This window comes from Nocardia asteroides (assembly GCA_019930625.1).
In the GTDB taxonomy this organism is placed as follows: domain Bacteria; phylum Actinomycetota; class Actinomycetes; order Mycobacteriales; family Mycobacteriaceae; genus Nocardia; species Nocardia sputi.
In genome coordinates, this window is the sequence record CP082844.1 from 1509267 (window position 1) to 1530998 (window position 21732).

General features: G+C 68.9%; 19 protein-coding genes. 6 read left to right on the plus strand and 13 right to left on the minus strand.

The features are described 5' to 3' along the window. Position 1: 1 nt before the first annotated feature. The 6 genes from K8O92_07115 to clpB all read right to left on the minus strand — a co-directional run bounded on the left by K8O92_07115 (position 2) and on the right by clpB (position 7100). Entirely contained in the window at positions 2-1060 is a 1059-nt protein-coding gene (locus tag K8O92_07115; protein UAK33699.1) for a beta-ketoacyl-ACP synthase 3, read from the minus strand. 52 nt (positions 1061-1112) lie between these two features. Next, positions 1113-1661, minus strand: coding sequence for an orotate phosphoribosyltransferase (gene pyrE / locus K8O92_07120; GenBank protein UAK33700.1), 549 nt, complete (start codon positions 1659-1661; stop codon positions 1113-1115). Between the two features lies 1 nt (position 1662). Further along, complete coding sequence (locus tag K8O92_07125; protein UAK33701.1) at positions 1663-2472, minus strand: SDR family NAD(P)-dependent oxidoreductase; 810 nt, start codon at positions 2470-2472, stop codon at positions 1663-1665. A gap of 55 nt (positions 2473-2527) precedes the next feature. Then, positions 2528-3520 carry a hypothetical protein gene (locus K8O92_07130; GenBank protein ID UAK35498.1) on the minus strand — a complete coding sequence of 331 codons (993 nt, stop codon included), beginning with the start codon at positions 3518-3520 and terminating at the stop codon, positions 2528-2530. Positions 3521-3657: 137 nt separating this feature from the next. Then, entirely contained in the window at positions 3658-4449 is a 792-nt protein-coding gene (locus K8O92_07135) for a DUF5666 domain-containing protein (GenBank protein ID UAK33702.1), read from the minus strand. Between the two features lie 95 nt (positions 4450-4544). Further along, positions 4545-7100 carry an ATP-dependent chaperone ClpB gene (gene clpB / locus K8O92_07140; GenBank protein UAK33703.1) on the minus strand — a complete coding sequence of 852 codons (2556 nt, stop codon included), beginning with the start codon at positions 7098-7100 and terminating at the stop codon, positions 4545-4547. Positions 7101-7444: 344 nt separating this feature from the next. Between clpB and K8O92_07145 the strand changes: the two genes are divergently transcribed. The 4 genes from K8O92_07145 to K8O92_07160 all read left to right on the plus strand — a co-directional run bounded on the left by K8O92_07145 (position 7445) and on the right by K8O92_07160 (position 11557). Beyond that, a complete protein-coding gene (locus K8O92_07145; protein ID UAK33704.1) occupies positions 7445-8380 on the plus strand; it encodes an NADP-dependent oxidoreductase in 936 nt (311 codons plus the stop codon). Positions 8381-8436: 56 nt separating this feature from the next. Then, entirely contained in the window at positions 8437-9321 is an 885-nt protein-coding gene (locus K8O92_07150; protein UAK33705.1) for an LLM class flavin-dependent oxidoreductase, read from the plus strand. 284 nt (positions 9322-9605) lie between these two features. Beyond that, positions 9606-10763, plus strand: coding sequence for a flavoprotein (locus tag K8O92_07155; protein ID UAK33706.1), 1158 nt, complete (start codon positions 9606-9608; stop codon positions 10761-10763). A 14-nt stretch (positions 10764-10777) separates the two neighbouring features. Then, the gene (locus K8O92_07160; protein ID UAK33707.1) at positions 10778-11557 is read left to right on the plus strand and encodes an oxidoreductase; all 780 of its coding nucleotides are present in this window, start codon (positions 10778-10780) and stop codon (positions 11555-11557) included. Here K8O92_07160 and K8O92_07165 read toward each other — a convergent pair whose 3' ends face one another. The 5 genes from K8O92_07165 to dnaK form a co-directional block, all read right to left on the minus strand. Beyond that, the gene (locus tag K8O92_07165; protein ID UAK33708.1) at positions 11558-12727 is read right to left on the minus strand and encodes a flavoprotein; all 1170 of its coding nucleotides are present in this window, start codon (positions 12725-12727) and stop codon (positions 11558-11560) included. Positions 12728-13260: 533 nt separating this feature from the next. Beyond that, positions 13261-13680 (minus strand): helix-turn-helix transcriptional regulator, encoded by a 420-nt coding sequence (locus K8O92_07170; GenBank protein UAK33709.1) that lies wholly within the window; start codon positions 13678-13680, stop codon positions 13261-13263. Beyond that, a complete protein-coding gene (gene dnaJ / locus K8O92_07175) occupies positions 13680-14837 on the minus strand; it encodes a molecular chaperone DnaJ (GenBank protein UAK33710.1) in 1158 nt (385 codons plus the stop codon). Before dnaJ ends, K8O92_07170 begins: the two co-directional genes overlap by 1 nt. 24 nt (positions 14838-14861) lie before the next feature. Beyond that, positions 14862-15530, minus strand: coding sequence for a nucleotide exchange factor GrpE (grpE, locus tag K8O92_07180; protein UAK33711.1), 669 nt, complete (start codon positions 15528-15530; stop codon positions 14862-14864). Next, the gene (dnaK, locus tag K8O92_07185) at positions 15527-17377 is read right to left on the minus strand and encodes a molecular chaperone DnaK (protein UAK33712.1); all 1851 of its coding nucleotides are present in this window, start codon (positions 17375-17377) and stop codon (positions 15527-15529) included. Before dnaK ends, grpE begins: the two co-directional genes overlap by 4 nt. A gap of 401 nt (positions 17378-17778) precedes the next feature. Between dnaK and K8O92_07190 the strand changes: the two genes are divergently transcribed. Together K8O92_07190 and K8O92_07195 are read left to right on the plus strand one after the other, a co-directional pair. Next, positions 17779-18216, plus strand: coding sequence for a helix-turn-helix transcriptional regulator (locus K8O92_07190; protein UAK33713.1), 438 nt, complete (start codon positions 17779-17781; stop codon positions 18214-18216). 58 nt (positions 18217-18274) lie between these two features. Continuing rightward, positions 18275-19438: a zinc-binding dehydrogenase gene (locus K8O92_07195; protein UAK33714.1), complete on the plus strand. Its 1164-nt coding sequence runs from the start codon at positions 18275-18277 to the stop codon at positions 19436-19438. A gap of 7 nt (positions 19439-19445) precedes the next feature. Here K8O92_07195 and K8O92_07200 read toward each other — a convergent pair whose 3' ends face one another. Then, positions 19446-20090 (minus strand): endonuclease, encoded by a 645-nt coding sequence (locus tag K8O92_07200; GenBank protein ID UAK33715.1) that lies wholly within the window; start codon positions 20088-20090, stop codon positions 19446-19448. Between the two features lie 134 nt (positions 20091-20224). Beyond that, a complete protein-coding gene (locus tag K8O92_07205) occupies positions 20225-21667 on the minus strand; it encodes a dynamin family protein (GenBank protein UAK35499.1) in 1443 nt (480 codons plus the stop codon). Positions 21668-21732: the final 65 nt, after the last annotated feature.

Sequence of the window (21732 nt, forward strand, 5' to 3'; positions counted from 1 at the left end):
GCTAGAAACTCGGCTCGGTCGGGGCGGGGGGCAGCGTGACGACCTGGCCCGCGTAGCTCAGACCCGCGCCGAAGCCCAGCAGCAGCGCCGTCTGCCCGCCCTTCGCCTTACCGGTGACAAGCATCTCCTCGATGGCGAGGGGGATGGAGGCAGCCGAAGTGTTGCCGGTGTTCTCGATGTCGTTGGCCATCGGGATCTCGTCGGCCAGCCCGAGGTTCTTCTTCATCAGCTCGTTGATCCGGGCGTTGGCCTGATGCGGGACGAAGACCTCGATGTCCTCCTTGGCCACGCCGGACACCTCGAGCGCGGTGGACAGCGCACGCGGAAGGGTGACCGCGGCCCAGCGGAAGACGCGCGGGCCTTCCATTCGCAGCGACATCCGGCCGACCGGATCGACGGCCGGGTCGAGACCCTGCATGGACTGGGCGCGGTGCATGTATTCCAGGAAGTCGATGTCCTGCATGATCGCCGCGGCGTTCTCGCCGTCGCTGCCCCACACGGTGGGCGAGATGCCGTTTTCTTCGCTCGGTCCGACCACCACCGCGCCCGCGCCGTCACCGAAGATCATCGCGGTGCCGCGGTCGGTGGGGTCGAGTCCGACGGTCATCGTCTCGGCGCCGATGAGCAGGACGTACTCGACGGAGCCGGAGCGGATCATGTCGGCGGCCACGCCGAGGCCGTATCCGAAGCCGCCGCAGCCGGAGGTCAGGTCGAAGGCCGGGACGCCGTTCATCCCGATGTCGTAGGCAACCTGGGGCGCGCCGTGCGGGGTGAGGGTCAGCCAACTGGACGTGGCCAGGATCAGCGCGCCGATCTTCGACCGGTCGATACCGCTGTTGACGATCGCGCGCTCGCCCGCCGCCGCGGCGATCGAGCGGAGCGTCTCCTCACCGCTGATCCAGCGCCGGTTGCGGACACCGGTACGCTCGTAGATCCATTCGTCGGTGGAATCCAGGACCTCGCACACCTCGGCGTTGCTGACCAAGCGCTTGGGTCGGTAAGCGCCGATTCCGAGCATCGCAACGTTCTCGCGACTTCTGTTGACTGCAATGCTCACCACTGGAGACTCACACGACCCTTCGCCTTTTTCGAAGACTTGACCATCGTCCAGGTTATCCCAGGGCGAGATCCTTCAAGCCGAGGATCGACCGGTACTCCAGCCCTTCCGCGGCGATCACCTGGTCGGCGCCGGTCTCCCGGTCGACGACGGTGGCGACGCCGACCACGGTAGCGCCTGCCGCGCGCAGCGCACGCACCGCGGTCAGGGGTGAGTTTCCGGTCGTGGTGGTGTCCTCGACGACCAGCACCCGCTTGCCCACGATGTCCGGGCCTTCGATCTGGCGCTGCATGCCGTGCGACTTCGCCGCCTTGCGCACCACGAAGGCATCGATCGGGCGGCCGGGCGCGTGCATGACGGCCAGCGCCACCGGGTCGGCCCCCATGGTCAGGCCGCCGACGGCGTCGAAGTCCCAGTCCGCGACGAGCTCGCGCAGCAACTTGCCGATCAGCGGGCCCGCGCCGTGGTGCAGGGTCGCGCGACGCAGGTCGACGTAGTAGTCGGCCTCCTTGCCCGAGGACAGGGTCACCCGGCCGTGGACCACGGCGAGCTCGCGTACCAGCGCAGCCAACCTATCCCTGTCGTTGGTAATCACGTCGATCATGTCAAGTCCTTCCGCGTGCGTTGAACAGCCCGCGATTGAGCCGGGCCCCCAGGGTTCGCGGGATCATTCCGGCGACGGTAGTGAGCGCTTTGTACTGCATACCGGGCACGCTGAGCACCCGGCCCTTCTCCAGATCACGCAGTGAGCCGGCGACTACCTGGTCGACGCTCAGCCACAACGCTTTCGGCAGCGAGGACATCTCGATGCCTGCTCGCCGATGAAATTCCGTGCGGACGAATCCCGGGCACAGGGCTTGGACCCGGACTCCGGTTCCGGCCAATCCCCCTGCCAACCCTTCGGTGAAGGATACGACGTAGGCCTTGGACGCCGAATACGTCGACCCTCGTCCGGGGATCAGGCCCGCGACACTGGCCACGTTGACGACGCAACCGTTCGCCGCCGCGATCATCGACGGCAGCGCGGCCCTGGTGAGCCGCACCACCGACGTGACGTTGACGTCGAGTTGCGCCTGCAACTGCTCGGGCGGCAACGTCCAGAACTCCCCCGAGTGCGCGAAACCCGCGTTGTTGACCAGGAATTCGACGCCGTCGGACAGCCGTGCCGCGACCTGCTCCCGATCCTCGGGCCGGGCCAGGTCGGCGACGAGTATCTGCGAGCGGGTGCCGAAGCGCAGTTCCATGTCGGTCGCGAGGGCCGCGAGCCGCCGCTCGTCCCGGGCGACCAGCACCAGGTCGTAGCCGAGCGAGGCCAGGCGCGTCGCGTAACCGTGGCCGATGCCCGAGGTCGGCCCGGTGATCAAGGCCACCGGGCGGGTGGCGCCGGGCAGCCTGGGATGTGGGTGCTCGGTCATGACCGCGCGATCGTTCGCAGTCGCGCGGGCCCGACTGCGGTGGGCGCGCGGCCGGTCACTTCGGCACGGGTCCCTGGTAGGGGCGGAATCCGGGATGGAACGGTCCGCCGGGCGGGTCCGAGGGCCGCTGCCGCGACTCCGCGTCGGACCGGCCCTCGGCGGCGGCGCGCTCGTCGCGCTCCCCGCGTGCCCGAGTCTTCTCGTCCTGGCGCGCGCGGGCACGGGCGTTCGGCACCACGGCGAGCGAGGGGCGACGGGCGGGTTCGGGACCCGGCTCGTCCGCACGGTCGTCCGAGTGGGAGTCGTCGCCGGGACGTTCGTCGTCCACGTCGTCTGCGCGCGACCGGTCCGCGGCGTCGTCGTCGATGTTGCGAGCGTTCTCGCCCCGCTGGCGCTCGCGTGGCCGCGGACGGCCAGGATCGTGCCCGCCGTCGTCGAAGCGCGGCTCGCTGACCGGCGGCAGCACGTGCAGCAGGCCGGACAGGCGCAGCACCGCGTCGATCGCGCTCTCCCAGTCCTTCGGAGTGGTGCCGACCAGCAGCATGCCCAGCGTCCAGTTGCCCTCGCTCCAGAGCATCTGCACGGTGTCGGGCAGCGCCTCGATGAACGCGACCATGCGCTGATCGACGGCGTGCCTGGCGATTTCGGGATTGGTCGCGAAGACCACACGGTCGCCGATGGCGCCGAGCAGTTCCAGATCGTGGTCCTTGGGCGGCGAGGCCGTCTTCAACCGCATGTCCACGTCGATGTCCGAGCCGATCTGGCGGCGGACCGCGACCAGGGTCGCGGAATCCTCCAGGTCGAACAGCACGAACTTCTCGCCCTTGCGGATGCCGGAGACGACGTCGACCGCGGAGAGATAGCCCAGTTTGGCCAGCGCGCCACGCCGCCACGTCGACGGCAGCGCGGGTTCCACGGACACGTAGGTATAGCCCTGCGACTTCGCCCAGACCTGTCGCGCGTGACCGGTCCGCTGCCGCTGGAGCCGATCGAAATACAGCAACACGATCGCGCCCACGAGCGCGACCGCCGCCAACCCGAACCACATTGCCGTCATCGACGCCTAGCCTAATGGTCCCGGCCGGACATGGTCCGTCATTACCCCCGCGCCGGGCCGAGCGAAACCGCGGCGGCCGCTCCCGGGACGAATGGGCGCCGCTGCGCGCGAAAGGCACTCGGGTCGGCTCATCGTCCGCCGCCGGGCAGCGAGGTACCGATGATGACCTTGGCCTGGATGGAACCGTCCGGCGCCTTGTCGCCCTGGATCAGCACGAGCTCACCGGGGGGCAGATCGGACACTTCGGTGCCCGACAACGCGATCACCTGGGTGTTCGCGTCGGTGCGCACCGTAATTGTGTTGCCCATCACCGAACTCACCGTCAAGGTGCCGCCGTCGTTGGCGGTGATGGTGCCCATGGTCGCGCCGAGTCCTTCGACGTCGCCCAGGCCTGGCACGCCCGGCAGCCCGCTCGGCGGGCTCGGCGGAGCGGTCCTGGTGCCGGGCAATGGCCTCGTGGTGGCGGGCGCCGTCGAGGCGGCCGCCGTGTCGGACGGACCGGAATCGCTGCCGCCGAGCAGCACGCCCGCGACAACGCCGATCGCACCGATCAACAGCACGACGCCGATCGCCAGGGCGATCCACAGGCCGGTATTGCGCCGCGGCGGCTCCGGCGGCCGGGGCGGCAATCCACCACCGGGCGGCGGCGCCGTACCCGACCACCGATCACCGCCACTGTCGGGATAGGCGGTCCACTGGGAGTCGTAGGGCGGGAACTCTCGCGTCGCGTTCGTCCCCGGCGGGCCCCAGGAGCCGTATTGCTGCGTCGGGGGGTACTCCGACGGAGCACCGGTGCCGTACGCGTCGTGGTACTGCGTGGTGTGCGTCGGATCCCCGTACCCGGACTTGCCCGGCGAGCCCAGGTGTTCGGTCGGCGCCTCCTCCGGCCGCTGCCCCCATGGATCGTTCGGGTTGGTCATGCGCTCCAGCGTAGGTCCGTTCGGTCGCCCGCGCCCGCAAGTAGGCGGCCTCGCTCCCAGCGCTGCCCGGAGCGAGTCCGCCTACCCTCCTCGTCTCATCTCCCGACGATCAGTCCGTCGCCGTCGGGGCTGACGGCCACCTTGACGCTGTCGCCGTCGGAGATCTCGCCCGCCAGCAGTTCCTTGGCGAGGGAGTCGCCGATGGCCTGCTGGATCAGCCTGCGCAACGGGCGCGCGCCGTAGGCGGGGTCGTAGCCGCGCACGGCGAGCCAGAACCGCGCCGAGTCGCTGACCTCCAGCTTCAGCCTGCGCTGCGTCAGCCGCTTCTGCAGCTGCTCTAGCTGGATGTCGACGATGCGCTCGAGCTGCTCCTCGTCGAGGGAGTGGAACATGACCACGTCGTCGAGGCGGTTGAGGAACTCCGGCTTGAACGCCGAACGCACCGCGTTCATGACGAACTCGCGATCACCGCCGGCGCCCAGGTTGGAGGTCAGGATGAGGATGGTGTTGCGGAAGTCCACCGTGCGGCCTTGTCCATCGGTGAGCCTGCCCTCGTCGAGCACCTGCAGCAGGATGTCGAACACGTCCGGGTGCGCCTTCTCGATCTCGTCGAACAGCACCACCGTGTAGGGCCTGCGCCGCACCGCCTCGGTGAGCTGACCGCCCTGGTCGTAACCGACGTAACCGGGCGGGGCGCCGACCAGCCGGGCGACGGAGTGCTTCTCGCTGTACTCGCTCATGTCGATGCGGACCATGGCGCGTTCGTCGTCGAACAGGAAGTCCGCCAACGCTTTCGCCAGCTCGGTCTTGCCGACGCCGGTCGGGCCGATGAACATGAACGAGCCGGTCGGGCGGTTCGGGTCGGCGACGCCCGCCCGCGCCCGGCGCACCGCGTCGGACACCGCCTGCACCGCCTCGGTCTGGCCGACCACGCGACGCCCCAGCTCCTCCTCCATGCGCAGCAGCTTCTGCGTCTCCCCTTCCAGCATCCGGCCCACCGGGATGCCGGTCCACGAGGACACCACCTCGGCGATGTCGTCCGGGCCGACCTCCTCCTTGAGCATGACCTCGCCGTCACCGGCTGTCGCCGAGACCTTTTCGGCCTCGGCGAGCTGCTTCTCCAGCGCCGGAATCCGGCCGTAGCGCAGCTCGGCCGCCTTGCCCAGGTCACCGTCGCGCTCGGCGCGTTCGGACTCGCCGCGCAGCGCCTCCAGTTGCTCCTTGAGCGTGCGCACCTGGTCGATCGCGTTCTTCTCGTTCTGCCAGCGGGTGGTCAGCTGGTTGAGCTTCTCCCTGCCGTCGGCGAGTTCGGCCCGCAGTTTCTCCAGCCGCTGCTTGGAGGCCTCGTCGGTCTCCTTGGCGAGCGCGACCTCCTCGATCTCCAGCCTGCGCACCGCGCGCTCCACCTCGTCGATCTCCACCGGTCGGGAGTCGATCTCCATCCGCAACCGCGAGGCCGACTCGTCGACCAGGTCGATCGCCTTGTCCGGCAGGAACCGGGAGGTGATGTAGCGGTCCGACAGCGTGGCCGCGGCGACCAGCGCGGAGTCGGTGATGCGCACGCCGTGGTGCACCTCGTAGCGATCCTTGATGCCGCGCAGGATTCCGATGGTGTCCTCCACCGACGGCTCGCCGACCAGGACCTGCTGGAAGCGCCGCTCCAAGGCGGCGTCCTTCTCGACGTGCTTGCGGTACTCATCCAGGGTGGTCGCGCCGACCAGGCGCAGCTCGCCGCGGGCCAGCATCGGCTTGATCATGTTGCCCGCGTCCATCGCCGACTCGCCGGTGGCGCCCGCACCGACGATGGTGTGCAGCTCGTCGATGAAGGTGATGATCTGGCCCGCACTGTTCTTGATGTCCTCCAGCACGGCCTTGAGGCGCTCCTCGAATTCGCCGCGGTACTTCGCCCCCGCGACCATCGCGCCGAGATCCAGCGCCACGACCGATTTGCCGCGCAACGATTCGGGGACGTCGCCCGCCACGATGCGCTGAGCGAGTCCCTCGACGATGGCCGTCTTACCGACGCCCGGCTCGCCGATCAGCACCGGGTTGTTCTTGGTGCGTCGGCTCAGGACCTGCACCACCCGGCGGATCTCGGTATCCCGGCCGATGACCGGGTCGAGCTTGCCGGAGCGGGCGGCGGCGGTGAGATCGGTGGAGTACTTCTCCAGCGCCTGGTAGCTGCCCTCCGGATCGGGGCTGGTGACACGGGCGCTGCCGCGTACGGCGGTGAACGCCGCACGCAGCGCGTCGGCGGTGGCACCGTATTTGGTGAGCAGCATCGTGACATCGGAGTCGCCTGCGGCGAGACCGACCATCACGTGCTCGGTGGAGACGTACTCGTCACCCAGCTCGGTGGCCAGACGCTGCGCCGCGGTGATCGCGGCGAGGGCCTCGCGGCCCAGCTGCGGCGCCGTGGTGGCGCCGGTGGCCCGCGGCAGCCGGTCCACGATGTCCTGGGCCTCGCGGCGCACGGTCGCCGGGTCCGTTCCGACGGCCTTCAGCAAGGGCGCGGCGATGCCGTCGGTCTGGTCCAGCAACGCCACCAGCAAGTGCGCCGGACGAATCTCCGGGTTGCCCGCGGCGGAGGCCGCCTGCAAAGCGGCCGTCAGAGCCGCCTGGGTCTTGGTGGTGGGATTGAACGAGTCCACGAGTCACCTTCCTACTAGTCGATTCCACGGCGCCGAGCGCGATCGTCCAGTGCGTACCCCGAGGCTCACCCTCGCTTCGTCTGGCCGCTTCTTCGGCTCGGCGCCGTTCCTTACCGTCCAACGTTGGAAAGGTTGAGTCTGTTCCGCTCAAGTTTCAATTTCTTCGGCGCGCCGGTCCCGCACCGCCGGATCGAGTCGAACGCTACGCCCCGACACGGGCGAATGCGACGCCCGCGACACCGCCGAAGCGATGATTCCGCACGTCGGCGGGGTTCGGATGCCTACGATGACCACGGCCGTCACTTTGTTGCATCACTCTTCACCCCGAATCAAGGAGCGAATGGATGCGCGCGATCGTGGTACGGAAGTTCGGAGCGACGCCGGAACTGGCCGAGATGCCGATGCCGGAACCCGGGCCGGGAAGCGTGCGGGTTCAACTCCAGGCGGCCGGGGTGAACCCCTTCGACCAGCGCATGGCCTCCGGGATCCTGGACGGCCGACTACCCCACGACTTTCCCATGATCCTCGGGGTGGACGGCGCGGGCACGGTCGCAACGATCGGCGAGGGCGTCAGCCGCTTCGCCGTCGGCGACCGGGTGGTCGGCAAATTCCTCACACCACCGGTGGGGCACGGCAGCTTCGCCGAGTACGCGGTGCTGCCCGAAGGCGGCACGCTGGTGCCGATCCCGCCGGGCGTGCCGACCGTCGCCGCCGCGGCGCTGCCGACAGCCGGAGTCACCGCCCAGGATCTCGTGGACGCCACCCAGATCCGGCCCGGCCAGACCGTGCTGATCGTGGGCGCGACCGGCGGCGTCGGCTCCTTCCTGGTGCAACTGGCCAATATCGCGGGCGCACGCGTCATCGCCACGGCGCGGGGCAGCTCCGCCGATCAGATGACCAGGCTGGGTGCGGCCGAGACGGTGGACTACACCGCGGCCCCGGTACGCGACCAGGTCGCCGCCGCGCATCCCGACGGCATCGACGTCCTGTTCGACCTGGTGAGCACGCCCGAAGCGCTCGCGGAGCTGACCACGCTCGTCCGCGACGGCGGCACCGTCTACTCCACCACCTTCGCCGCCGACGAGGACGCGTTGCGCGCGCGGTCGCTGCGGGGCGGCAATATCGAATCCAAGGGCAAGGCGCCGGAGCTGGCCCGGCTGATCCAGCGTGTCGCGGCGGGGGACGTGGTCGTGCCGATCGACGCGACCGTCCCGCTCGCGGAGGGACCCGCGGTCATCGGAGCGCGGGGCGCGCGCGGGAAGACCGTGCTCGCCATCTGAGCCGTACCGGCCCACAGTGCGGGCCGGCGTCCCGCGAGACCACCCGGAGGTGTGCGATGAGCAACCGAGCACCCCAATTCGGCTTGTTCCTGATTCCCGAGGCCGACGACTTCCGCCGGCTCGCCGAACTGAGCGCGTACGCCGACGTTGCCGGACTCGACCTGATCGGGATCCAGGACCACCCCTACCAGCGCCGCTTCTTGGACACCTGGACGCTGATCACCACTCTCGCCGCGCGGACCGAGCGGATCACCTTCTTCCCTGACGTGGCGAACCTGCCGCTGCGCCAGCCCGCGCTGCTGGCGAAAGCGGTGGCCTCGCTCGACATCATCAGCGACGGCCGGATCCAGCTCGGCCTCGGCGCGGGCGCGTTCTGGGACGCCGTCGCCGGAATGGGCGGGCCGCGCCGGACCGGCGGCGAGGCGGTGCGCGCCCTGGCCGAGGCGATCGCGGTGATCCGGGCCATGTGGAGCGACGCGCGATCGGTGCGGGTGCCCGGCGCCTTCTACTCCCTCGCGGGCGCGCACCCCGGTCCCCAGCCGCGGCACGATCCCGGCATCTGGCTAGGCGCGAAGGGGCCGCGCATGCTCGAGCTCACCGGTCGGGTCGCCGACGGCTGGGTGCCGTCGTCCGCGTGGGCGCCACCGGAGTTCCTCGCCGAGGCGGGCAGCCGGATCGATGACGCCGCCGCGGCGGCGGACCGGGACCCGCTGGCCGTGCGGCGGGTGTTGAACGTGTCCGGGCACATCACGGCGGACGGGGCCGATCACGGCTTCCTGGACGGTCCACCCGAGCGGTGGGCCGACGATCTGCTGACACTGCACCGCGACCAGCGGATAGACGGATTCGTCTTCTGGCCGACCGAGGGGGAACCGGTCGAGCAGATCCGTCGTTATACCGAGCAGGTCGTGCCTGCGGTCCGTACCGGCGCCGGGACCTGACCTTCCGGGAACAAGCGTCTGGGCACGCCGGAGGGGTCGCGGCGACGGTCCATGACGGGTCAGCGACATTCGTCGTTTGCCCACCGATTACCGTGTGGCCGGGTCTCACGGCACCGACGGCGCGGTCGGACGTAGTCCGTCTCCAGCCCGCGCCCGGCCGCAGCGGAGGCGAAGGTACGCCTATACCCACACGACCACGGCATTTTCGGGGATACTTGTCGGCGGGAGACCGCCGGTAACGGGTATGTCCCCGGGCAGAACTGAGGGAAAGGAAGCTCCACGTCGTGGATGCGCGTTCGGCTGCGCTGGTCCGCGCCAATTTTCGTTCGGTGACCGAGTCGCCGAATGGACCCGAGCGGTTGGTCAGTGCGTTCTACGGACATTTGTTCGCCGAGGATCCCCGGCTGCGCGAATTGTTCCCACCGGTCATGGAGATGCAAGCCAAGCGCATCGCCACGGCGATCCAGTACGTGCTCGATCACCTGGAGGACTGGGAGCGGGCGCAGGCATTCCTGGAGCAGCTCGCCCGCGACCACCGCAAGTACGGCGTCGAGGCCGCGCATTACGACATCGCCGGCCGTGCGCTGCTCGCGGCGTTCCGCGCCTACAACGGCGTGGCCTGGAATCGCGGCTTGGAGGAGGGCTGGCGCGACATCACCATCCTGATCTCCGCGTCCATGGCCATCGGCGCCAACTCCGACAAGTCGCAGCCGGTGTGGGAGGCCACGGTGGTCGGCCATCGCCGCGTGCTGGAGGACCTGGCCATCGTGCGGCTGCAATCCGACGGTCCGGTGCCCTACCAGGCCGGGCAGTACGTGCCGGTCACGATTCCGCAGCGTCCCAAGATGTGGCGTTATTTCTCCCCGGCGATCCCGTCCAACCCCTATGGCGAGATCGAGTTCCACGTGCGCAAGATTCGCGGCGGCTGGGTGAGCCCCGCGATCGTCAACGAGACCAGGGTGGGCGACCGGTGGCAGATCGCCGGCCCGCTCGGCGGCCTGCGCGTCGACCGGGACAGCGGGCGCGACGTGCTCATGATCGGCGCGGGCACCGGCATCGCCCCACTGCGCGCACAGCTGATCGAAATGGGCCAGCGCGGCATCAACCCGCGGGTGCACTTCTTCATCGGCGGCCGCTACCCCTGCGACCTGTACGACGTGGAGAACATGTGGCAGCTCTCGCAGAGCAACCCATGGCTGACCATCGTTCCGGTGTGCGAGCAGAAGACCAACCCGTGGTGGTACCCGCATCCGCCGCAGGACGCACCGTACGGCATGCACCGGCGCCTGATCGGTAATCTTGGCGCCGTGGTCGCGAGCTTCGGCGCGTGGGAGGACCGGCAGATCCAGATCGCGGGATCGGCCCGGATGATCGCGGACACCCGGCGCGCGCTCATCGCGGTCGGCACGCCGGAGCAGAACATCAGCTGCGACCCTGTGTAACGAAGGAGGCCCCGTTGGGGGACCCGAGCACGCTCGGTAACGGTGCGGATCAGGCGCCGGAGTGGACTTCGACCGTCGTCGGTCATCACCGGTTACGGCACGATCTCGCGGTGATCCGCCTGATCGGCGAATTCGTGCCGTTCGCCGCGGGGCAATCGGTCGAGGTGCGGGTGCCGCAGCACCCCGGTGTGCGGCGCAGGCTCTCACCCGCGCTGCCGCCGTCACTGGACGGCAAGCTGGAATTCCACGTGCGCACGGTGCCGGGCGGCTGGTGCAGCGGCGCGATCGTGGCCGACACCCAGCCGGGCGACGAGTGGCGCATCGGCGCTCCGCTCGGCGGGTTCTGGGTCGACCCCGACGGCGACGAAGTGGTGATGATCGCGGGTGGCACGGGATTGGCGCCGATGCGCGCGCAGATCCTGGAGCTGGCCCGCAAGCCGTCGCCACCGCCCACCTATCTGTTCATCGGCGGGCGATCCCCCCGCGACCTGTACGCCTCGGACATGCTCTTCCTGCTGGCCGCCGAATTACCTTGGCTCACCGTGATTCCGGTGGTCGAGAGTCCGGAGGACCCGGACTGGGTCGATGAGTGGTACGAGCAGTCCCGCGTCGACATCGGCTTCCCGCCCGACGACATGCTGTACGGGACGCTCGCCGACGTCCTGGGCTCCCATGGCGCATTCCTCGAGCACCAAGTGCTGGTCTGCGGCTCACCGGCCATGGTCCAGACCACAGTGGACCGCCTCCTGGAAACGGGAACTCCCCCGGAGCGGATCCAATTCGAGGGCCTGTGATCAGTACAGCGGATCGTGGCGGATGTTCTTCGCGAGCGTTCCCGCTGCCATGAGGCGGAACTTCGTGGTCTGCACCATCGATGGGGAACCGGCGATCTGCACGTCGCGGTCGGACCAGGCGCCGAAGCTCGCGACGACCTTGCCGATCTGGCCGGTGACTCGGGGTTCCAGACCGGGCCATGTGGTGCGGGGCTCGTCGGGTTCGGTGTACCACCACGGGTTTTCGTCGTGCTCACTGACCGGCGTGACGGTGAGCCAGCGGTTGGCCATCGCCAGCTTGCTCAGCGTTTCCAGGTCGTAGAGGTCGCACGGGTGGTGACCGCCGACGAACAGGTGCACCTTCGGATTGGTCCGCCGCATCGCCATCGACATCAGTTGTGCCCGCAGCGGCGCGATGCCGGTGCCGCAGCCGACCATCAGCATCTTGCGTTTGATGTTGCGCGGAACGCCGAGCCCGCCGAGTGGTGAGCCGAGCAGCCACTGGTCGCCGACGACGGTCTGGCCGACGACGGCCGAACTGACCCAACCGCCCAGCACGCTCCGGACGTGGAACTCGATCTCCCCGTTGGCATTCGCGGGCACCGCGGGCGAGAGATAGCGCCACATGCGCGGCCGCGAGGGGATCTGCACGCTCAGGTACTGACCCGCCGCGTAGTGCATCGGCTGGTCCAGTTGCAGCCGGACGACGACCAGGTTGCGCAGCACCTCACGCCGCTCGATCACGGTGCCGGTCCACACCGGCGGCGTGGCCTCCTTCTCCGCCGCGCCGATCATGGTGTCGGCGATGATCTTCAGGCCCTCGTCCCAGGCCCGGTCGACCTCGTCGGTCCACATCTCCGTGCCCGCGAACACCTTGACGGCGGTCTTCAGCGCGGTGGACACGGCGGTGTAGTGCGCCGGCTGCACGCCGTACTTGCGATGGTCCCTACCGAGTTGGGCGAGGAAAGGCAGGAGCTTGTCGGGCTCCTCCAACCGGTCCAGCGCGTAGGAGATGGCCTTGACCAGGCGATCGCGCTGGGCGTCCATCGCGGCGGGAAAGAAATCGCGGACATGCGGGTAATCGGTGAACAAGATCGCGTAGAACGATCTCGCCAGTTTCTCCGGTCCCCCGTCCTCCGCAGCAACTGCCTTGAACGTGGTTCTGATCAAAGCGACAGTGCGCGAATCCATTGCCGTCACAACCCCATTTCGCACTCGTTCACGAACCATGCCGGCGAGTGAGGTGCTGCGGGCCACTCGACAGCAGCCGACGGAAAGGAGTGTAGGCGAGGTTTGCCAGCAACGGAATCTTTCGGAGGAACATCACGCGTGTAATTCTGTCGAAACGAGGTCGCCCGGCGAGACACGCCAGAGAAACCGACTGCACGACGGTGGATCTGGCATGAATTCGGTCGCGTTCACGGCGAATTGGCAACGGCCGCTTGGGAAATTCCATAGCGACTGGTCTGTTCTAGCGACATCAGGGCAACATGCATATCGCCACACGTAAAGCAAACCGGGCATACCGCACCGTTACCGTGATCCGGTCTATGGTGAGCAATCCCAATTGATTCGACAACGAAATAACTTTCGCCACATGACCTCTGCCGAACATGTTCTGGTTTACCGTCAGCAAATACAGGGTGATTCCGGCTCCCGAAACGACGAAGGCCCCGGCCTCGAATCGCGGTGTGCGACCGAGGCCGGGGCCGTCGTCGTGCCGGTTATCGCCGGTGCCTGCCGTCCTCACGACGATGCCGAGGCTGCCAGACGACCAACGCCGTACTGCGCTGCGGCGGCGAGAGATCGGGACGGTACCCGGCGCGCATTCGCTCCAGCTCCGCCGTCAGGTCCGCGACCTGGTTGCGCAGCTCTTCCACCTGATTGGTCAGTTCGATGATGCGCTTGATGCCCGCCAGGTTGACGCCCTCGTCCTGGGACAGCCGCTGCACCTCGCGCAGCAGCTCCACGTCCCGGGCCGAGTAGCGCCGCCCCCCGCCCGAAGTGCGTTGCGGCGTGACCAGTCCCAGACGGTCATACGTGCGCAGCGTCTGCGCGTGCATGCCGGCCAGCTGGGCCGCCACCGAGATCATGAAGAACTCGGCGCGCGACCCGCCGGACGCGTTCTTCGGTTCAGAGGACATCACGCACCTGCCCATCCCGCCCGTGGATCGAAGCCGCTGAGCCGCTCCACCTCCTGGTAGCGCTTGAGCGCCTCCACGGCGTCACCGTCCAGCTTCTGCGGTATCGCGACCTTCACCGTCACCAGCAGGTCGCCCGCGCCGCCGCCACGCTTGGGCACGCCACGGCCGCGCACCCGCAGGATACGACCATCGGCGGTGCCCGGGGGCACCTTGACGCCGACCCGGCCGTCCAGCGTTGGCACCGAAACCGTTGTGCCCAGGACCAATTCACTGTAACTGACCGGCAGTACCAAGGTCAGGTCGTCGCCGTTGCGGCCGAAGACCTTGTCCTGGCTGACGTGGACGGTGACGAAGAGGTCGCCCGACGGCGCCCCGCGCAGTCCCGCCTCGCCTTGGCCGGCCAGCCGGATCCGTTGGCCGTCACCGACTCCCGGGGGAATCCGCACCGTGATGGTGCGCGTGCGGTTCTGGATGCCGTTGCCGTGACAGTCGACGCACGGGTCGTCGATGATCGAACCGCTGCCACGGCACTCGTCGCACGGCTCGCTGAAGCCGAACGCGCCCTGGTTGCGGCTGACGACGCCGGTGCCGTTGCAGATCGGGCAGACCCGCGGACTCGTGCCCGGTTTGGCTCCGCTGCCGTGGCACGTGGTGCACGGCGACGGGCTGGTCATCCGCAGCGGAACCGTGACGCCCTGGGCGGCCTCGCGGAAACCGAGCGTCGTCTCGGTCTCCACGTCGGCGCCGCGCCGGGGGCGGCTCGACGTCCGCGTGCCGCCCCGGTTGAACAGACCACCGAGCAGGTCACCGAGGCCACCGTCGGCGGCGCCCGCGCCGCCGAAGATGTCCCCGAAGGTGAATTCCTGCGAGAAGCCGCCACCCGCACCGGGACCGAACCCACCGCGACCGTAACCGCCACCCGCGAAGAGCTTGCGGGTGTCGTCGTACTCTTTGCGCTTGGCCGGATCCGACAGCACGGCATGCGCCTCGCTGACGGCTTTGAACCGCTCCTCGGCTTTGGTGTCACCGTGGTTGGCGTCCGGGTGCAAGTCACGCGCGAGCTTGCGGTAGGCCTTCTTGATCTCGTCCTGCGAGGCGCCGGAGGAAATACCCAGCTCCTTGTAGAAGTCCTTTTCGATCCACTCCCGCTGGCTCACCGAGCATCTCCTCCTCTCGCGTCCTTATTGTTCGTTCGCGCCGGCATCAACATCCGATGCCTCTTCGGTCGGCTGGTCAGGGGTTTCCGTCGCATCGGCTACGCCGTCGGTTACCCCGACGAGCGCGTGCCGAAGCACCCTATCGCCAAAGCGATAGCCTTTGCGCATCACGATGCCGATCACCGGGTCGTGGCCGGAGCCCTCGTGCTGCACGGCCTCGTGCAGGGTCGGATCGAAAGGCTCGCCCTCCGAACCGAACTCCTCGAGGCCCTGCTTGAGCAGCGCGGCCGACAATTTGTCGGCCACCGACTTCAGCGGACCGGACTCCAGGTCGCCGTGCGCCCGCGCCCGGTCGAGATCGTCGAGCACGCCGAGCAGTTCGGTGACCACCGACGCCTTGGCGGAGTCGATCGCGGCCTTGCGGTCGCGCTCGACCCGGCGCCGGTAGTTGGCGTACTCCGCGGTCAGCCGCTGCAGGTCGGCGGTGCGCTCGGCGAGCTCGCCGCTGATGGTGTCGGCGAGCGCCTGGGCGTCGCCGCCGTTGTCGGCCTCCGCACCGTTGCCCGACTCCGGGGCCTGCGCGGCCGCGGCGCCGTTGTCCGCGGCCTGCTGCCGGATCTCACCGGTCTCCGGGTCGATCTTCCGGTTGTCGACGAAGGTGATCGGCTCCTTCTCAGAGTTGCCCTCGGTCACTTCTTCTCCGTGTCGACCGGCTCGTCCACGACCTCGGCGTCCACGACCTGGTCATCATCCTGCGCCGAGCTCGAAGCACCGTTGCCCTGCGCCGCGGCGTCCGCGGCGGAGGCCTCGTAGATGGCCTGGCCGAGGGCCTGCGACTCGGTCGCCAGCTTCTCGACGGCCGCCTTCACCGCGGCGATGTCGGTGCCCTTGAGCGCCTCGTTCGCCTCGGCGATAGCCGCCTCGACCTTGGTCTTGACCTCGGCGGGGACCTTGTCCTCGTTCTCCTTGATGAACTTCTCGGTCTGGTGCACCAGCGACTCGGCCTGGTTGCGGGTCTCGGCCTCCTCGCGGCGGGCCTTGTCCTCGGCCGCGTGCGCCTCGGCGTCCTTGATCATCCGATCGATCTCTTCCTTGGACAGGCCGGAGCCGTCCTGGATCTTGATCGTGTTCTCCTTGCCGGTGCCCTTGTCCTTCGCGGTGACGTGCACGATGCCGTTGGCGTCGATGTCGAAGGTGACCTCGATCTGCGGCACGCCGCGCGGGGCCGGCGGGATGCCGGTCAGCTCGAAGGAACCGAGCAGCTTGTTGTGCGAGGCGATCTCGCGCTCACCCTGGAACACCTGGATCTGCACCGACGGCTGGTTGTCGTCGGCCGTGGTGAAGGTCTCCGAGCGCTTGGTCGGGATGGTGGTGTTGCGCTCGATGAGCTTGGTCATCACGCCGCCCTTGGTCTCGATGCCCAGCGACAGCGGGGTCACGTCGAGCAGCAGGACGTCCTTGACCTCACCCTTGAGCACACCGGCCTGCAGGGCGGCGCCGACGGCGACGACCTCGTCCGGGTTCACGCCCTTGTTGGGCTCCTTGCCACCGGTCAGTTCCTTGACCAGATCGGAGACGGCGGGCATACGGGTGGAACCGCCGACCAGCACGACGTGGTCGATGTCGGACACCTTGATGCCCGCGTCCTTGATCACGGACTGGAACGGCGCCCGGGTGCGGTCCAGCAGATCGGAGGTGATCTTCTGGAACTCGGCGCGGGTCAGCTGCTCGTCGAGGAACAGCGGGTTCTTGTCCGCGTCGACGGTGATGTAGGGCAGGTTGATCGAGGTGCTCTGCGAGGAGCTCAGCTCGATCTTCGCCTTCTCGGCGGCCTCACGCAGCCGCTGCATGGCCATCTTGTCCTTGGTCAGGTCGATGCCTGAGCTGGCCTTGAACTTGTCGACCAGCCACTGCACGACCCGCTCGTCCCAGTCGTCACCACCGAGGTGGTTGTCGCCGGAGGTGGCGCGGACCTCGACGACGCCCTCGCCGATTTCCAGCAACGAGACGTCGAAGGTGCCGCCACCGAGGTCGAAGACCAGGATGGTCTGTTCCTTGTCGCCCTTGTCCAGGCCGTAGGCCAGCGCCGCCGCGGTGGGCTCGTTGACGATGCGCAGGACGTTCAGGCCCGCGATCTGCCCGGCTTCCTTCGTGGCCTGCCGCTGGGCGTCCTCGAAGTAGGCGGGCACGGTGATGACCGCGTCGGTGATCTCCTCACCGAGGTAGGCCTCGGCGTCGCGCTTGAGCTTCATCAGCGTGCGAGCGCTGATCTCCTGCGGCGTGTACTTCTTGGCATCGATCTCGACGGTCCAGTCGGTGCCGATGTGCCGCTTGACGGAGCGAATGGTGCGGTCGACGTTGGTGACGGCCTGGTTCTTGGCCGGCTGGCCGACCAGTACCTCGCCGTTCTTCGCGAACGCGACGATCGACGGGGTGGTGCGCGATCCTTCCGAGTTGGCGACGACGACCGGCTCGCCGCCTTCGAGCACGGCGACGACCGAGTTCGTGGTCCCGAGGTCGATTCCGACCGCACGAGCCATTGTGGTTCCTCCTAGTTGACGTACCTATGTGTGTCGGTGCCGAGGCGGACAACCGCCCTGCGACGCCCGGTGAAGGACGCCGCGAGACCTCGCCCCTAGCACCTCACGGAGCACGGCCCCAGCAATACTGAGCGTGGTCGGCTCAATCCTGCCCGGCGGGCGTTCCGGAGTCAACCGAAACTTGAGCCCTACACACTCAATCTTGTCGAAAAGCTCAACGGGCGACGCGCGCGATTAATTCCCGGACGGCGGCACGGAGCCGGAAAATTCTCGGGTCGGCCCGAGACGCCGGGCTCGACCACGAGGCGTGTCGCATCCGCCGTCGGTCCGCACCCTCGGTTCCCCGCGGTGTCGCCGGTTCCCGCTTGATACCGTCGTCCGAACTGGCAGAATCGGCGGTCATGGACTCCTCGGCGACGACCTCCTGCTGCGATGACGGCGACTACGACGTTCTGCAGTGGGACACCAGGGCCGACTGCGAGGTGCGCCAGATCCTCGACCGGGTCGCCGACAAGTGGTCGCTGCTGGTTATCGCGCTGCTGGACCAGCGCAGCCTGCGGTTCACCGAACTGAAGCGGGCGATCGACGGCGTCAGTCAGCGGATGCTCACCAAGACCCTGCGGCATCTGGAACGCGACGGACTGGTCCGGCGCACCGTGTACCCGACGATCCCGCCGCGGGTGGAATACGCGCTGACGCCGCTCGGCGCCAGTCTGCACGCCACGATCAACGCACTGGTCACCTGGACCGAGACGCATCAGAACGAAATCGCCTCCGCCCGTGACGACTACGATCGCCGCGCGGCGGAGGAAGCGACGATGGGCGCCACCGCGCAGTAGGGTGACGACGGGCGTCCCGGCCGGGCCGCCCGCGCGCGCCGTCCATCGAGGAGCCGCCATGAGGGCCGCCGTCGTCACCGCTGCCGAGTTCGAGGTCGCGCGGCTGCCCACGCCGCGGCCTGGCGCGGGTCAACTGCTGATCGACGTCGCGCGCTGCGGCATCTGCGGCTCGGACCTGCACGCGCGCACCCACGCCGACGAACTGGCCGACCTGGCCGTGGCCACGGGCTACGAACACTTCATGCGCTCGGAACAGAGCGTCGTGCTCGGGCACGAATTCAGCGGCACCGTGGTCGACTACGGGCCCGGCTGCCGCAAGCGGTGGAAGAGGGGAACCCCGGTCGTCGCGCTCCCGATCGTCCGGCACGGCGAGCAACCCCATCCGGTGGGGCTCTCGGCCGCTGCGCCGGGCGGCTATGCCGAACAGGTGGTGGTCCAGGAATCGATGACCATGCCGGTGCCCAACGGCCTGCCCCTGGAACACGCCGCGCTGACCGAGCCCATGGCGGTGGCCTGGCACGCCGTGCGCAGAGGCCGCGTGGGCAAGGGACAGACCGCGTTCGTCATCGGCTGCGGGCCGATCGGCTTGGCGGTGATCAGCATGCTGAAGGCCGCGGGCGTGCGCACCGTTGTCGCCAGCGACTTCTCGCCGCGCCGGCGAGAACTCGCCACGGCGTGCGGCGCGGATGTCGTGGTCGACCCGGCGACGGAATCGCCGTGGGCAGCCGCGCCGAAGAAGAGCCGGATCAACGACGTCACCGACATCCTGGGTCTCGGGTTCGACACCATGGACCGCCTGCGGCGGGTTCCGAACCTGCCATGGTGGTACGTCTTCCGGCTGGCGCACACGTTGAACGCGGGACCGGCCGGACCGGTGATCTTCGAATGCGTGGGCGTACCCGGGATCATCGACCAGATCCTCACGGCCGCACCGCCGCTGTCGCGCGTGATCGTGGTCGGAGTGTGCATGGAGGCCGACCGCTTCCATCCCGCGATGGCGATCAACAAGGAAATCGAACTGCGGTTCGTGCTCGGCTACGACCCCGGCGAGTTCCGTGACACCTTGTACATGCTCGCCGGGGGAAAAGTCGATCCCAGCCCGTTGATCACCGGGACCGTCGGGCTGGACGGCGTGGCGGACGCCTTCACCGCCCTGGGCAACCCGGAGCGCCACGCGAAGATCCTGATCGACCCGCGTGGTGTCGGCGCCGCGCCGATCTGAGAGCCGCTCAGGGCGCGGCGGCGAGGACCTCGTCGGCGATTTTCTCGTCCAGCGTCACCCGCACCAGGGCGGCGGCGAGTTCCGCGGTGTGGTGGTCCGGCGCCAGACGCGCCAGCCGGTCGGGGTCTTCCGGCAGCTGCACGCGCTTGGCGCCACGCAGTACGCGCTCGTCGAAGTGCGGCCGGACCCACGACCAGACGTCCTGGATCTCGCGCAGGAAGATATCGGCCCCGGTAGGACCGATGCCGTCGAACTCCTGGAGCAGTTCCGCGGCGCGCTGCGGGTCGTTGTCCGCCTTTTTCGCCAGTTCCCGCAGGTCACCGTGGTAGCGATCGAGTACGCGGGAGGCGTTGTGGCTCAGCCTCGTCGCGGTGCTCTCGTCGTATCGGCGGTAGTTCCCCCGCCCCAGCGCATCGACCAGCTCCTGCCAACTCGCGTCAGCGACCCGGTGCGGTGTCCGGTAACCGCTACAGATCAGCTCTCGCGTCGCCCCGATCGCGATATCGGCGGAGATGCGGGCGCTGAGCAGCTGGGAAAGCATCAGCAACTGGAAAAGCGCGGCCGGTTTGTCATCGAGCGTGATACCCGCTTCCTCGGCATATCCCGTGCCCGCGCGGACGAGCAATTCGTGTACGACGTCCTCTTGGCTCATCGTTACCTCCTCTCGCTACCAGGGCGCATACCCGGGCGCGAGGGGGCTACACCGGCGGCGCGGCCGCGGTTCGGCGAAACGTTTCGCCGCAGGTCACGGTGCTGTAGCGGTGCGGGCGCGGGGACATCCGCGGATCATTCCGGCAGGACGCTCAAGGTGCCCTCCGCGCTGCGGGCGGCGGTCAGGCAGGCCGTGGCGGTGAACTGGTCGGCGAGGGGGTGGCGGGCCCGGGCACGCCACTTCCGGACGGCGGCGACCGCCTGGGCACGCTGCGCGGGCAGCGGCGCGTCGATCGGCAGGCCGAGACGCAGGTGGGGTGCGATGCCGGAGCCACCGATGAGGCGGTGCAGTTCGGCGAGATCGTCGGCGGGCAGCGTCAATTCGTCGGTGCGCAGGCGGCCGAGCAGGCGCAGCTCGGCGAATCCGTGCACGTCCGCGAGCAACGTGCGCACCCTCGGCAGCAGGCGGTCGGCCGGGGTGCCGCGGTAGGCGGTCAGCACCCGGGCCAGCGCGGTGAGCGCGGAATGCGCCTTGAGCTGGTCGGCGCGCTGACCGAACTGAACGTCGAGCACCGAGCGCAATTCGTCCACTCCGCTGCGGGCGGTCAATTCGGCGGCGAGCGTGGCCGAATCGCGCACGCCGAGCCGGATCAACGTCACCGCCATGCGGATGCCGAACAAACCGAACCGCTCGGCGAGCTGCGCGCGCAGCTCCGGCGGCACCGGCAGCGGCACGTCGGCACGCGCGAAACGGTCCGCCGAGAGCAACGCGGCGCTCAGCTCGTCGACCGGGACACGCGCCAGCGTCTCGAAAGCCGCGAACTCCTGCTGGCGCAGCGTCGCCGCGGCGAAGGCGAGCAGCCCGGCGACCGGGATCACCGCCTGGCACAGACCTGTTCGCTCCAGTTCGCCCGCGAAACGCGTCGCGACGTCGCGCGCCGAGTGCAGTGCGTCGATGCGGCCCGCCCCGATCTCGTCGGCTCGGGAAACCACGCCGACTATGCCGAGCGGGCCTGCGGCGCCGTTGGCCACGGCGGTTCCGGCGCCCACACGCTCGAGGAACTGCACGTCCGTCGCGTCCAGCCTGCGCAGCAGATAGACGACCGCGTCGGCGCCCGGCATCGCGATTGCCTGCTCGGACCGCTCGTCGTCCGCACCTGGTGTCAACAGGCGCGCTGTTCGCAGCGACACCTCCCGCGACAGCGAGGACGTACCGGGGGTGTCGATGATGGTGGTGTGCGCGAGCGCCGCGGCGGGCCACTCGACCTCGAGATGGTCGACCTCACGCGGGGCCGGGACATTCCAATTGAGCCGGTCGAGGTCGAAGGTGAGCCCGTGCGTTCCGCTGCCGCGGCGGACCACGACGTGCGCGCGGGCGCCATCGGGGGCGTACGCCGTCACGCTGGGTGTCGAACCGTACCGGTACCAGGTGACCACCCTGGTGCACTCGGTCGCGTCGGTGGGAGCGATGTCTTGTCCCACAAGGGAATTCAGCAGGGTCGATTTGCCCGCCTTGATCGAACCGGCGAGCGCGACGCGCAACGGCTGATCCAATCGGCGGGCGCAGTCGGCCAGCATGGCACGCGGCCGCGGCTCGCTCGCGAGCGCCGCCTGTGCCGCGCCGACCAGCCGATGCGCCTCCG